The sequence below is a fragment of the Vagococcus carniphilus genome (assembly GCF_014397115.1).
Taxonomy (GTDB): domain Bacteria; phylum Bacillota; class Bacilli; order Lactobacillales; family Vagococcaceae; genus Vagococcus; species Vagococcus carniphilus.
On the sequence record NZ_CP060720.1, the window covers coordinates 2,700,149 to 2,713,943 of the forward strand.

The following is a 13,795-nucleotide window of genomic DNA, read 5'->3' on the forward strand; positions in this document are numbered from 1 at the left end:
TTATTCTATTATTGACAAAAAGTTAGTAACTTTATTTTTAATAATTAATTTGATAACAAAGAAATATTTCTTTTATTATCTTTTTTGCCAAGCTTAATATTTTACATTCCTAATAAAAAGATTTACACTAATTTAGCGAATATTATACGTACTTTTTTTGAAATCAGGGGGAATTTACAATGAAGACGATAATCGAATCATATAATCAACGCCAATTAGATATTCTTGATATTTTATACAGTAAAAAAGATTGGACTACTATTAAAAATATCGCTACAGTATTAAATGTAACAGAGCAAACTATTAATAATGATTTAAAAAAAATAGCGGACATTGGCCAAGAAAATTTTATTATTGAGACTTCTTTAAAATTAGGCATTAGTGTTCCGGAGCTAGACGCACAAACATTAACTTCACTAAAGTCGAGCATTTTAAAAAATGCTACTTCAATTAAATTTATTTTATCTATTTTCAACAATCCTTATGAGAATCTAAACTTCCATGCTGACAAATTGTATACAAGTCGCTCAACTCTTCATCGTTATTTAGGTACTCTTAATACTAAACTTGATAGATACAATCTATCTATTCTGCAAGATAACGGGGGACTTTTTTTATTCTCCGAAAATGAATCAGATTTACGCCGTTTTTTATCTATTCTTTTAAATGAAACTTTTGATTTTAACAATAAAAATTTTATTGACCCAGATTTACTCATTTATATTGAACAACGTATTCAAAAAATGATTACCAATAGCAATTTTATCAATACTAATGATCATATTATTTATCTGCAAAATCTATATTTTGTTTCTCTAATCCGAAATTCTCAAAACTTTAGTTTACCTTCAATCACTTTTAATTTTAATTATCAACTTGATAAACACGACTTTAAAGAAAAAGAATTATCCGCAAACTCAATGACACTTCCCTCTACTACTTTAATCAATGCAGAAATCACTAATTCGACTCTGATTGATATTGAAAATTTTATCTTCAGCAACTCTTTAACTCACACTAGCACTTTAGATGAAGAGAATAATTTACAAATTATTGATGGTTTTATCTCGGATATCTTTACGAAAAACAATATGAAACCTAATGAAGAAAGAGTTACTTTTTTTATTAGTTCAATAAATAAACTCTTTTTTAATAAAATTAATTCCGTGATTCCAAATTTCTTAATAATTGATCCTTATCAAACCTTTGCTACAGAGGTGAAACGTAATTATCCTGATATTTTTAGACTAACACTTCAATATATCAATCATTTAGAAGCAAATATACATGCGGAACTTCATTCAAATATCAATGAAATTATTCATACTCTTTTTATTAGTTTTCCTGAAATTATGGATATTTCTTATAAAGGGAATGTTTCAATTATCAGCTCACACTCTGCAGAACATGCCAATTTCTTGAAAAAATTAGTTTGCAACCGAATTGATATAAATACTAATTTTTCTCATTTTATAACTTCTATGAGTGAGCAAGATTTTCAATTACCTAAGCAAACAAAACTAATCATTACAAACTCGATTAACATCTATCAAAACGAGGCTAACGCGATTCTTGTTAGTGATTATCCTTCTAATAAAGAATTAAGTGATGTTAAAGTTAAATTAAAAGAGTGTTGTGTCTATAGAAATGAAATTTAAAATGTATCATATACAAAAAAAAGGAATCCGTTGCGAGTTAGTAACTCACAATGGATTCCTTTTTATAATTTTAGTGCTTATTTTTCTTCTGTTTTTTCTTCTTTTGGTTTTTCAATCATTGCTTTACGTGACGCATTCACACGACCTTGTTTGTCAATCTCAGTTACTTTAACTAAGATCTCGTCACCCATTTTAACAACGTCTTCTACTTTATTCACTCTTTCATGAGCAAATTGAGAAATATGTACTAAAGCATCTTTGTTACCGAATAAGTTAACAAAGGCACCGAATTTTTCAATACGAACAACTTTAGCTAAGTAAACTTGACCTACTTCAACTTCTCTCACTAATTCTTTAATGATTTCAATCGCACGATCAATTCTTTCTTGATCAGAATGAGCAATACTTACATTACCTTCTTGATCAATGTCAATTTTAACTTCAGTTTCTTCGATAATCTTATTGATGGTTTCTCCACCTTTACCGATAACTGTTTTAATTTTATCTGGATTGATTTGAATCATTTCAATCTTAGGAGCGTATTTACTTAATTCTTTATTTGGTTCAGCAATTGTAGCTGTTAAGTTAGCTAAAATTTCCATACGAGCTTTTTTAGCTTGAGCTAAAGCTTCTGTTAAGATTTGTTCTGTAATACCTTCAATTTTAATATCCATTTGAAGAGCTGTAATACCTGCTTTAGTTCCAGCTACTTTAAAGTCCATATCACCTAGGTGGTCTTCCATTCCTTGGATATCTGTTAAGATTGTATAGTTATCATCATCCATAACAAGTCCCATAGCAATACCTGCAACTGGCGCTTTAATAGGTACACCAGCATGCATAAGTGCTAATGTTCCACCACAGATACTTGCTTGAGAAGAAGAACCATTTGATTCCAATACTTCTGATACTAAACGTATCATATATGGGAAATCTTCTTCACTTGGAATAACTTGCGCTAAAGCTCTCTCTCCTAAAGCACCATGTCCGATTTCACGACGACCCGGTCCACGACTTGGTCCAGTTGAACCAACTGAGAATTGTGGGAAGTTATAATGGTGAATAAATCTCTTACTTTCTTCAATACCTAAACCATCAATAATTTGATGTTCTCCAAGTGGTGCTAATGTACAAGTTGTTAAAGCTTGAGTTTGCCCACGAGTGAATAGACCTGATCCGTGAACTCTTGGCAATAGTCCGATTTCAGAATCAAGAGGTCTGATTTCATCAATTTTACGACCATCAGGACGAACTTTATCGATTGTAATCAAACGACGAACTTCATTTTTTTCCATATTTTCTAAGATTTGACGAACTTCTTTCATCCACTTAGCAAGTTCTGCATCTTCTGCAAATTTTTCTTCATAAGAAGCTATAATTTCTTCTTTTAATGCATCTATATTATCTTCACGAGCTAATTTTTCTTCTGTTTGAATTGCTTCAACCATACGAGTTTTATAAGCTTCATTGATTTCTTTTTCTAAATCTTCATCAATTTGTAAAAGTGAAATTTCCATTTTTTCTTTGCCAATTTCTTTAGCAATTTCTTCTTGGAACGCCACTAAACGTTTGATTTCTGCATGACCAAATAGTAAAGCACCTAACATATCTTCTTCTGATACTTCTTTTGCTCCACTTTCAACCATGTTAATAGCATCTTTTGTTCCAGCAACAGTTAATTCGATATCTGATACTTCTAATTGCTCTACTGTTGGGTTAATAACGTATTCACCATTAACTCGACCAACATCAACTCCTGCAATTGGACCATTGAAAGGAATATCAGATACACATAGTGCTAATGAAGAACCTAACATAGCAGCCATTTGAGGTGGACAATCTTGCTCAACACTCATGACAACGTTAGTAATTTGAACTTCATTTCTAAAACCATCTGCAAACATTGGACGAATTGGACGGTCGATTAAACGAGCTGTTAATGTCGCTGTTTCACTCGGACGTGCTTCACGTTTAATAAAGCCACCAGGAACTTTACCAACTGCATACATTTTTTCGTCATAGTTAACTGTTAATGGGAAAAAGTCAACATCTTTTGCTTGTTTTGATGCTACTGCTGCAGTTAAAACAACTGTATCACCATATCTCACTAAAACAGCGCCATTAGCTTGTTTAGCTAATTGACCAATTTCAACTGATAACGGGCGTCCGCCCCAAGTAGTTTCAAATACTTTTTTTTCAGAACTTAACATTTTTATTATCTCCTTATGTCGCACTGATGATAAGTTCTACTAAACAAATATCAAAATTATAAAGTTATAATTCTCACATTTGCATAGTAGTTTCACCTTCATCGTGCGTATTTTTTTAAAAGAAAAGCGAGATCCAAAACTAGACCTCACTTTTCCTAAATGTTTAAAAATTAACGACGTAAACCTAAGCTCTTGATTAATTCACGGTAGCTTTGAACATCTGTTTTACGTAAATATGCTAAAAGATTACGACGGTGTCCAATCTTTTTCATTAATCCACGGTAAGAATGATGATCTTTTTTGTGAATTTGAGCATGTTCGTTAAGTGCATTGATCTCAGCTGTTAAAACTGCGATTTGTACTTCTGGAGAACCAGTATCTCCTTCATGACGAGCGTACTCTTTGATGATTTCGTTTTTACGTTCTTTTGTAATTGCCATTTCTTTCACCTCTTATATTTTTTACCTACATCTGAGTAATTCGTTGGTGATTCGAATAACCTAGAAATAGGCCGTGATGTTTATCATCACACAATGGTACTTTACCTGATTTTTACACTAAAAGCAAGGTTTTGTTATGCTTTTTCTGATTTTTTTATCAATTATTCTCTTTCTTTTTAGCTAAACTAATATTACAATAATTCAAGGAGACTATGATAGAATATTTATATAGAAAGGAAGTGTCATGTACATGATTACAATGGATGATATTATCCGTGAAGGACATCCTACACTTCGCCAAGTTGCTAAGGAAGTTTCGTTTCCTTTAAGCGCAGAAGATAAAGAATTAGGCGATAGAATGCGTGAATTTTTAAAAAACTCTCAAGACCCTGAATTATCCGAAAAATACGGACTTCGTGGTGGTGTCGGAATTGCCGCACCTCAACTTAATATCTCTAAACGCATAACAGCAATTGAGATTCCCAATATGGAAGAAGAAGGTGGCGAACCTTTTTTAAGTACCGTAATGTACAATCCAAAAGTTTTAAGCCATTCAGTTCAACAAGCTGCTATTGAAGAAGGAGAAGGATGCCTTTCAGTTGATCGTCACGTACCTGGTTATGTTATTAGAAACGCTAAAGTAACCATTTCTTACATGGATCAAGAGGGAGAAAAACATAAAATCCGTTTAAAAAATTATGCGGCAATTGTTGTACAACATGAAATTGATCATTTAAACGGAATTATGTTCTATGATCATATTAACAAAGAAAATCCTCACTTCGCACCTGACGATATTTTACTTATTCAATAAAAAAAGCCGCCACTTATAAAAGTGTGCGGTTTTTTCTATTTATACTAAACCAAATTCTTTTAACCCGTGATAGATACCACCTTCATTATTAGAAAGTGTAACAAAATCACTAACAGCCTTTAGTTCTTCTCTTCCATTTTCCATTGCAATACCAACTCCTGCGTAAGCAAGCATTTCCATATCGTTATTACCATCACCAAATGCAATAATATCTTCTTGCTTAAAGCCGAATTGTTCAGCCACTTCTTTTAAAGTTTCAGCTTTAGAGCCATTTTCTGGTAAGACATCTACGCCATTTTCATGCCAACGGACAAATCGAAATTCTGGAAAATTACCTTCATAAGCATCCATCTTTTCTTCTTTTAACAGCGCCACAACTTGGTAGACAGCAGCTCTCTTATGAAAATCTAATTCAATTTCTGGTAATTTTTGACCGAAACTTTCCATGGCTATTTTAGTTTCTTCTTGGAACTCTTCATTTCTCAATTTTGTTTCCATTAAGCCATTAAAAACAATATCTATGTCTCTTTGATCACTTACTTGAACTAATTTTTCTAATGCTTCTTCATTTAAAGGATTACTATAAACTTGCTTATCATCAACAAACGCTACTGCTCCATTACTTAAAATATAATGTTTAATTCCTGCTTCATCTAAAACACTTTTAGCAATTGGATAGCTTCTTCCTGTTGCGCACATTACCATATGCCCTGCTTCTTGCATTTTTTTGATTGCTTCTTTTGTTTCCGGTAATAATTCATGGTTATCATTTATCAAAGTTCCATCAATATCAAATGCGATTAATTTACGATTCATTTTTTTCCTCCTAAATTGACTAGTTTAATTATAGCAAAAAAAATTATTTTTAATACTAAAAAGGAATCTCTTTCTTTTTTATATTTCAGCTCTATTTATATTAAAAGATTTATCATTTTATCGTTTGTGAGCTTCATATTCCTATTTTGGTATGTTAACATAATTATTGCAACTATATATGGAACATTTTTTCACAAGTTGAACAAATAGGAGGATGTATATGAAAAAGAATTCAGTTAAACTAACAGCACTTTTGTTAGTTTTGTTTCCCAGCTTAGGCTTTGCTGAAGAAGCAGTTGTTAGCTCAAGTCAACCACAAGAATCAATTGTAAGAGAACAATCAGAGACAGAACAAACTTCTGCTTCAAGCGACATTATTTTATCAGAGACAGAAGAATCTACTCAAACTAGCGAATCTTCAACTACAACAGAAACAAGTGAAGTTAAAGAAAAAGCTGTCACTAAAGTAGAAGAAGTAGACGATATTGTAAAAAAAGAAGTAGAAAACAAATATGTTACAGTTACTAATTCTAATGAAAAAATTTGGCAAGAGATTGGGAAAGAATCTAATAGCACAACTGAAAAGTTAGTTAATCAAACTTTTTCTGTAAAAGAAATTGCCACTACTAAAGAAGGTAAAATTTACTTCCTTTTATATGGAAAAGAAAATAATGTTATTGGATATGTCGCAAAAGAAGCTGTAGAAGACGCAAAAGGTGAACAAGGGATTGCTCAATCAAACAATCAATTTGTTGCTTTAAAAGATAAATCTGTTTCTATCTATAGAAACTTTTCCTGGGAAATAAAAAAAGTTCCTGACACTATATTTGATGAAACACTTCACGTTAAAGTAATTTATCACCATTTTAATGGGAAGACTTATTACTCTTTATACGATAATAAAAATAATTGGCATGGTTATGTAGAAGATAAAGATGTTAACATCGGGGACGGAAGACAAGGTCCTTGGTTGAAACTCGATAAGTATGTAACAGTTTCAAAGAAAAATTATTCTATCTGGGGTAGTTTTAGTTGGAAAGAAAAAAACAATACCTCAAACTTGATGAATAAAACTGTACATGCTCAAGGATACTATCGTCATTTTAATGGCTCTATCTATTACTCATTATATGATAGCAATGGCACTTGGCTTGGTTACGTTAATAAAAATGCGGTAACTGAAACAACCGGTAGACAAGGTCCTTGGATTAAAACATCAAAATATGTCACTATTAGTAATAAAAACTATCCGACTTATTCAAATTTTAATTGGCAAGTTCGATATAATGCCTCTAGCTTACTTAACAAAACATTTAAAGTAACAGGAAGATATGAACATATGAATGGTTCTACTTATTATTCATTATATGACACAAATAATAAGTGGTTTGGTTATATTAACAAAAATGCAGTTAAAGAAGGCAGTGGTAGACAAGGAGCATTTATTAGTTCAAATAATTTTGCTTCAATAACAAAATCTAACTACAGTGTTTGGCAAAACTTTAATTGGAAAAAGAAAAATTCAAGTTCAAACTTATTCAATAAAACTTTCCAAATAAAAGGCTACTATCAACATATGAATGGGGATATTTACTATTCTTTATATGACAATAAAGGCAATTGGCAAGGATATATTAATTCAGGTGCCGCTACAATAGCTGAAGGGCGTCAAGGTGTTTACATAAGAGATGGGCGTACGCTAAAAGTTGTAAATGGTAATTATGATGTTTGGCAAAATTTTAATTGGAAAAAGAAAACAAGTAGTAAAAATTATCTAAATCAGTCATTTGTTATGCGAGGAAGATATCAACATTTCAATGGCTCTACTTATTATTCAATGTATGATACTTCTGGTAATTGGAAAGGTTATTTAAATGCTAATGCAACTGCTCTTCCTGTTACTTCTAGAGTAATAGATTCAGTTCCTTACGTAAGTCAGTACACACCTGTTTTTGCCCCATGGGGTTGTGCAGGAGCTTCGATGACAATGGCATTGCGCTCAAAAGGCGTATCTATTGATTTAAAATACGCTATGGATAATTTACCAATGTATCCTCAATATGCTGGAGGACAAATTGGTAATGTCTATACTGGTGCTGGATTCCAGCGCGTTATCCAACCACAAGAACTTACTAATTACATGAAACGTTGGTATTCTAAGGTTTACCATATACCTGGTGCCTCATCAAAAGACATTACTAATCACATTTTAGATGGAAATCCTGTTTTATACTATGTTTATTCATCTTATCAAGTAGACAAAGCTCGTAACCACGTTAAAGTTATCTTAGGTTATAAAAATAATAGCTTTTTAATCTATGACCCATTGTACTATTCTAAGTTGGCTGGACCTGGATCAGCAGGAAAACATCCAGTATATGACCGTGGTGCAATGCACTGGTTATCTGTATCAGACTTTAATAAAGAATATGGTGGAAGTGCCATTGTAACAAAATAAACTTTACTTTAAACAGATTAAAAAGCCAAAGAGATTTTTCGTCTCTTTGGCTTTTTTTGTTTTTTATTTAAAATTAATTAGTCTAAATACTCTAATTTTTCGTCATTATTTAACCAAGCATAAGTTAATCCTATCACTAATCCCCCACCAATATAGTTACCAATAAAAGTAAATAATATATTAGAAGATACTGCTCCTACAGTCATTCCAACTACCGCTCCACCAGATGAAAAATAAGCAAGCGGGAAGTAAATAAAGTTAGCGATAACGTGTTCGAATCCTAAAAAAGTAAAAATGAAAATAACACATAAGATAGAAATAAATCTTGCTGTATCATCTTTTGCTTTCATTGACATTAAAATAGCCAAGTTTACAATAATATTAGCAAACATTCCCTCAATAACAGTTTGAAGCGGACCTTTAGCGAATTTTCCTTCAACTATATGAGTCAAAAAATTTCCATCAGGCAACGCTTTAAAGAAACCCGTCATTGATAAAAGATAAGCAACTACAAAAGCTCCAATTAAATTGAATAGTACACAAACCATTAAAATTTTAAAAGCTTTACTTGGTTTTAATTTTTTTCGGTAAGCCGCAACTGTCATATACATCATATTAGATGTACCTAATTCTGCATTTAAAAAGATAATTAGTGCCAAACCTAGTCCAAATGTAAAAGCATAAAGCATTTTTCCTACTGGTTCTTCAAACTTTAACCCTAATCCTAAAGCAATCGCAGAACCTAAACTTAAATAAAGTGTTGCTAATAATGAACGTACTGCATATTTACCAAAGTGTTTATCAATGAGCTCATTCTTCTTTCGAATCGACCCATCAATTTTTTTCATTAATTCTGATGTATATTCCATCTTCCAATCCCTCTTTTCACTTAATAAACATTCCTTTGTTTTTTACTTCATATAATTTATCACAAATACAACCTTCATTATATGATAATAGCAAAAAAATACGTCAAAAAAACAAAGTTTAGCTTATTCTAATTTAATGTTGACGAGCTGCATCAATTCATTGTATAATAACTATTGTGTAAAATAATGCAGCTAAAAAATAAGCAGCTCGTCATTAGTTTGTTTGCCTATCTAGGTTCAATTGAGTAGCCACGGCTGCAAGGGTGAAGATTGAAAAATAAACTAAGCGAATGTTAATATTTTTAAGAAATTATTTTACTCCAAATACAAACGAAATTTATTGGAGGAATTATTCATGTCACGTTATACTGGACCAAGTTGGAAAATCTCAAGACGTTTAGGCATTTCATTATCAGGAACTGGTAAAGAATTAGCTCGTCGTCCTTACGCACCAGGTCAACACGGACCTAACCAAAGAAGAAACAAATCTGAGTACGGTTTACAATTAACTGAAAAACAAAAATTACGTCATACTTACGGCTTAACTGAGCGTCAATTCCGTAACTTATTTATGGCTGCTGGTAACATTACTGAAGGTAAACATGGTGTTAACTTCATGATCTTACTAGAACAACGTTTAGATAACGTAGTTTTCCGTTTAGGTTTAGCAACTACTCGTCGTCAAGCACGTCAATTTGTTAACCATGGTCACATTTTAGTTGACGGTAAACGCGTAGATATCCCATCTTACCGTGTAGAACCAGGTCAAGTGATCTCAGTTCGCGAAAAATCTAAAGATTTAGCATTCATCAAAGAAGCAGTAGAATCTACATTAGGTCGTCCTGCATTTGTAAGCTTTGACGCTGAAAAATTAGAAGGTAGCTTAACTCGTTTACCAGAACGTGAAGAGTTATCACAAGATATTGATGAGTCATTCGTAGTTGAATTCTACAACAAATTACTTTAAGATATTCAAAAAAACCAAAACTTACTTCAAGTTTTGGTTTTTTCTTTTGCCTAATTTGTATCTTTACTTAAACTTCAATAAGTTCTATAACAATTTATACTTAATTTGCTGTTTCTTCAAACTTACTTTACCTTTTCTTAAAGTGTTTGTTTTATAGTATATACATACTTAATTAGTGGATGAACTTGGTGTTATACTTGTATAGCTGAATGGTTTTTCCTATATGTAAGGTGTAGGTTCGAATCCTACCGTCCACGTTGAATCTAAAGAAAAAAAGCGCTAGAACTCATTTGTTCTAACGCTTATTTTTATCTATTATTTTGAAAATTTCATAGCATCCTTAAAAACATTCATCATGCTCTTATCGCTATAAATTAATACAGTTGACTTATAAGCTTTAGCTGATAATTTTAAAAGTAAGACAATAGCTACTACCAATAATCCCAATGAAATCCAAATTTCTGGGTTAGTTGCTTCATCATTCGCTATTCTTAACGGCATTGCAAATGAGGATAAGAACGGAATATAAGAAAGAACTTTTAATACAACACTTTGAGGATTAGAAAAACCTAGAGAAGCACTTGGTATAAAACCAGCCATTACTATATACATAACAGGGGCTACTGCCTTAGATACATCTTCAACTTTACTTACTAATGATCCTGTAAAGGCTGATAATATCGTATAAATCAATACTCCTAGTAATAAGTACAACATATTATAACCTAGCAGTCCCTTAAGCAATGCTGAAAAAGAGTTTTCTTCAAAGAAGGATTTTACGACTGTCATATCTTTTACAAATAGGTAAGCTACAGCTCCTGTTGCAATATAAATTCCAACTTGAGTTAGAATAACAAAAGCAATTCCTGTTACCTTACCATAAAAGTGTTTCGCTGCCGTTGTACTAGAGAGAATAACTTCCATAATACGTGTTCCTTTTTCTGACGCTACTTCTTGAGCTGTAATAGAAGAATAAGTCAACACTATTGTATAGATAGCAAATAAAACTCCCATTCCGACTAGCGTCATAATCATTCTATTATTCTCATTATCTTTCATTTTTCCATCTACAAACTCAACTTGTCGTTCAGAATATCCAGCCGGAGAAAGTAAAGAACCTAATTCAGCTTGAGATAATTTTAACTGACTACTGTTCATTCCTATTTGTATTTGATTTAAATTTTGCTGAATTAGCATTGTATCTTCAGTTCCTAGAGTTTTTTTACCGATATATTGGCCATCTATTTTCATATCTTTTGATTTAATCACTAGATAACCATCTATCTCTTCTTTTTCTAAAGATTTTTTAGCCTCTTCTTCTGTTTTAATTTTTTTATTAAAATCAAAATCCTTTTTGGTTTGTGTCATAAAAGCAGTTGATAATTCACTTGTTTCACTTACCACAGCAATTTCATTAGTATGAGAAAACTTACTACTCATAAAATTTATCCCATAAATTAAACCAATCATTACAATAGGGCCTATGATCATCGTCACAAAACTAGCCGATTTGACGTGTTTTTTATAAGTTTCTAGCGTTACTACCCAAAATTTATTCATTGATTTCGCCTACTTTCATTCTAAATATTTCTTCTAAAGTTGGCGGTTGTTGATTAAATACTGGTAAGTAATTTTCTTGTTTTAACGCTTCTTCAAAAACGATATGACCAACTTCTGGATTTTCTAATTGTAAGACATAAACATGCTCTCTTCTTTTTTCTATCTTCAAAACACCATGTATAGCTGTTAATTCTTCTGGAGATAACTTGGTTTCTATTTCTAGTTTAGTACGTCCAAACTGTTCTCTTATATCTTGAACTTTACCGTCTAACACCATTTCTCCATTTCTAAGCATTACCAGATGATCACAAATTTGTTCCACATTTTCCATATTGTGACTTGAAAAAATAACACATGATCCCTGATCTTTTAACTCAATAATTCCTTGTTTTAAAAGCTCTGCATTCACTGGGTCTAACCCACTAAATGGTTCATCTAAAATGACTAATTTAGGTTCGTGAATTAGTGTTGCGATTAACTGAACTTTTTGTTGGTTCCCTTTGGAAAGAGATTTAACTTTATCAGTTTTCTTTCCCTTTACTTGAAATTTATCCATCCATTTATCAATTAACGGAACAATTTCTTTTTTTGTTTTCCCTCTTAGTTTCCCAAAATAAATTAATTGGTCTTCAATTGTTACTTTAGGATATAGACCTCTTTCTTCTGGCAAATAACCAATTATGTTATAATCCTCTTCTTTAATTGGTTGTCCATCCCATAAAATAATTCCCTTATCTTGTTCAATAAAATTTAAAATCAAACGAAATGTTGTTGATTTTCCAGCTCCATTTTGTCCAATTAAACCTAAAATTTTTCCATTTGGAATTTCAAACGTGACATTATCAACAGCTGTCATATCTCCAAATGATTTTGTTAACCCTTCAACTTTTAACATACGAATCCTCCTTAAAATAAGTTAAAATAACCAAAAACAAAGCCTATAATTCCCCCAACTACACCACCTAGCGTTAAAGACAAAACAACATCTCGTTTGAATCGTTGTTTGATGGCAAATTTCTGAGGTTGTTTAAAATAAGAACTTCTCTTTAAATAAATTGATTTGTAATAAACAATTGCCAAAATACAACCTAAAGGAAACATTAAAGTAAATAAAACCATTGCATTCACACTGAACGATAGAGCCACATGTTTACCAAAAAAAGAAGTAAAAAGTGGATTTTTCAAAATTAAAATAGCTAACAAACCAATAAGAAAAGGAATAAATGAATTAAGTAAAACCCATGTATGTTCTCTTTTTATTCTAGTAGAAAAACTTTCCTCGTCAGTATAAACACTTTCAATTTCTTCTGGTGCCTTAAATATGAAATAACGATTTCGATATCGCGTTATCTCTTCCCAACCAGCTGCTTCATAAATTTCTAAATACTCCGGAATATCAGCTTTTTTTCCAGGATAAAAGTCAATTGTCACTTGGCAATTTTCTTTTGGGACTGGTTTTAACTTATAAAAGCCAAACCAGTTAATCGATTCAATCTCCCAACCCTCAGCCAACTCTTTTGCTAAACGTTGCCCCTCTAACTCTGCGTAAAAAGCTAATCCTTTTGAATAGATAATTTTTTTATTTCCTATTTTCATTAGCTCCACCTTTTCTCTCGGACAAAAGACTTTCTCCTGCAAGATAAAATAGCCTCCGTCTTTCAACTTCCTCTTCTAATTTTTCAATCCCCGATTCTGTAATTAAATAAACTTTTTTCCGATCATCATCTTGTTCTAATGCGATGAATTCACTTTTTAATAATTTTTTTAAAATAGTATACATACTTGCAGGCCCAATACTAACTCGTCCCTCTGTAATCTCAGTAATTTGTTTCATAATGGCATAACCATGCTTAGGTTCTAACAATGCTAGCAATATCAAATAATTTGAATCTGTCAATGGTTCATCCATTTTTTCTCCCCCTAAAACTATATCACTCAACAATATATCGTTAGGTGATATATCACTTAATGATATATTAATAAAATATATATTAATTGTCAAT

The 13,795-nt window shown here is 31.7% G+C and carries 12 protein-coding genes and 1 tRNA gene; 5 read left to right on the top strand and 8 right to left on the bottom strand.

Features of this window, described 5'->3' with window-relative positions:
* Window positions 1-179: 179 nt before the first annotated feature.
* Window positions 180-1,658, top strand: a complete 1,479-nt coding sequence (locus tag H9L18_RS13100) for an AcpB/EbpR/MafR family transcriptional regulator (protein ID WP_126792766.1) — start codon at window positions 180-182, stop codon at window positions 1,656-1,658.
* A 77-nt stretch (window positions 1,659-1,735) separates the two neighbouring features.
* Here the strand turns inward: H9L18_RS13100 and pnp are convergent, their stop codons facing one another.
* Both pnp and rpsO read right to left on the bottom strand, forming a co-directional pair.
* On the bottom strand, window positions 1,736-3,868 hold the full coding sequence (pnp, locus tag H9L18_RS13105; RefSeq protein ID WP_126792768.1) for a polyribonucleotide nucleotidyltransferase: 2,133 nt from the start codon (window positions 3,866-3,868) through the stop codon (window positions 1,736-1,738).
* A 170-nt stretch (window positions 3,869-4,038) separates the two neighbouring features.
* Window positions 4,039-4,308 carry a 30S ribosomal protein S15 gene (gene rpsO, locus H9L18_RS13110; RefSeq protein ID WP_126792770.1) on the bottom strand — a complete coding sequence of 90 codons (270 nt, stop codon included), beginning with the start codon at window positions 4,306-4,308 and terminating at the stop codon, window positions 4,039-4,041.
* Between the two features lie 250 nt (window positions 4,309-4,558).
* On the opposite strand from rpsO, the gene def reads away from it, so the two are divergent.
* Entirely contained in the window at window positions 4,559-5,122 is a 564-nt protein-coding gene (def, locus tag H9L18_RS13115) for a peptide deformylase (RefSeq protein WP_126792772.1), read from the top strand.
* A 39-nt stretch (window positions 5,123-5,161) separates the two neighbouring features.
* Here def and H9L18_RS13120 read toward each other — a convergent pair whose 3' ends face one another.
* Entirely contained in the window at window positions 5,162-5,938 is a 777-nt protein-coding gene (locus H9L18_RS13120; protein ID WP_126792774.1) for a Cof-type HAD-IIB family hydrolase, read from the bottom strand.
* Window positions 5,939-6,158: 220 nt separating this feature from the next.
* Here H9L18_RS13120 and H9L18_RS15445 point away from each other — a divergent pair, with 220 nt between their 5' ends.
* Window positions 6,159-8,396 (top strand): C39 family peptidase, encoded by a 2,238-nt coding sequence (locus H9L18_RS15445; protein ID WP_246433290.1) that lies wholly within the window; start codon window positions 6,159-6,161, stop codon window positions 8,394-8,396.
* Window positions 8,397-8,473: 77 nt separating this feature from the next.
* On the opposite strand, the gene H9L18_RS13130 is transcribed toward H9L18_RS15445, so the two are convergent.
* Window positions 8,474-9,265: a formate/nitrite transporter family protein gene (locus H9L18_RS13130; RefSeq protein ID WP_126792776.1), complete on the bottom strand. Its 792-nt coding sequence runs from the start codon at window positions 9,263-9,265 to the stop codon at window positions 8,474-8,476.
* A 355-nt stretch (window positions 9,266-9,620) separates the two neighbouring features.
* Here H9L18_RS13130 and rpsD point away from each other — a divergent pair, with 355 nt between their 5' ends.
* Both rpsD and H9L18_RS13140 read left to right on the top strand, forming a co-directional pair.
* A complete protein-coding gene (gene rpsD, locus H9L18_RS13135; protein ID WP_126792778.1) occupies window positions 9,621-10,232 on the top strand; it encodes a 30S ribosomal protein S4 in 612 nt (203 codons plus the stop codon).
* Window positions 10,233-10,407: 175 nt separating this feature from the next.
* Window positions 10,408-10,489 (top strand) — tRNA-OTHER (locus H9L18_RS13140).
* A gap of 58 nt (window positions 10,490-10,547) precedes the next feature.
* Here the strand turns inward: H9L18_RS13140 and H9L18_RS13145 are convergent.
* Genes H9L18_RS13145 through H9L18_RS13160 form a run of 4 tightly spaced genes read right to left on the bottom strand, consistent with a single transcriptional unit; the run spans window position 10,548 to window position 13,701 of the window.
* Window positions 10,548-11,792: an ABC transporter permease gene (locus H9L18_RS13145; protein WP_126792780.1), complete on the bottom strand. Its 1,245-nt coding sequence runs from the start codon at window positions 11,790-11,792 to the stop codon at window positions 10,548-10,550.
* Window positions 11,785-12,687 carry an ABC transporter ATP-binding protein gene (locus H9L18_RS13150; protein ID WP_126792782.1) on the bottom strand — a complete coding sequence of 301 codons (903 nt, stop codon included), beginning with the start codon at window positions 12,685-12,687 and terminating at the stop codon, window positions 11,785-11,787. Before H9L18_RS13150 ends, H9L18_RS13145 begins: the two co-directional genes overlap by 8 nt.
* Before the next feature lie 11 nt (window positions 12,688-12,698).
* Complete coding sequence (locus tag H9L18_RS13155) at window positions 12,699-13,388, bottom strand: DUF2812 domain-containing protein (protein WP_126792784.1); 690 nt, start codon at window positions 13,386-13,388, stop codon at window positions 12,699-12,701.
* Window positions 13,372-13,701 carry a PadR family transcriptional regulator gene (locus H9L18_RS13160; protein ID WP_126792786.1) on the bottom strand — a complete coding sequence of 110 codons (330 nt, stop codon included), beginning with the start codon at window positions 13,699-13,701 and terminating at the stop codon, window positions 13,372-13,374. Before H9L18_RS13160 ends, H9L18_RS13155 begins: the two co-directional genes overlap by 17 nt.
* Between the last annotated feature and the right edge of the window lie 94 nt (window positions 13,702-13,795).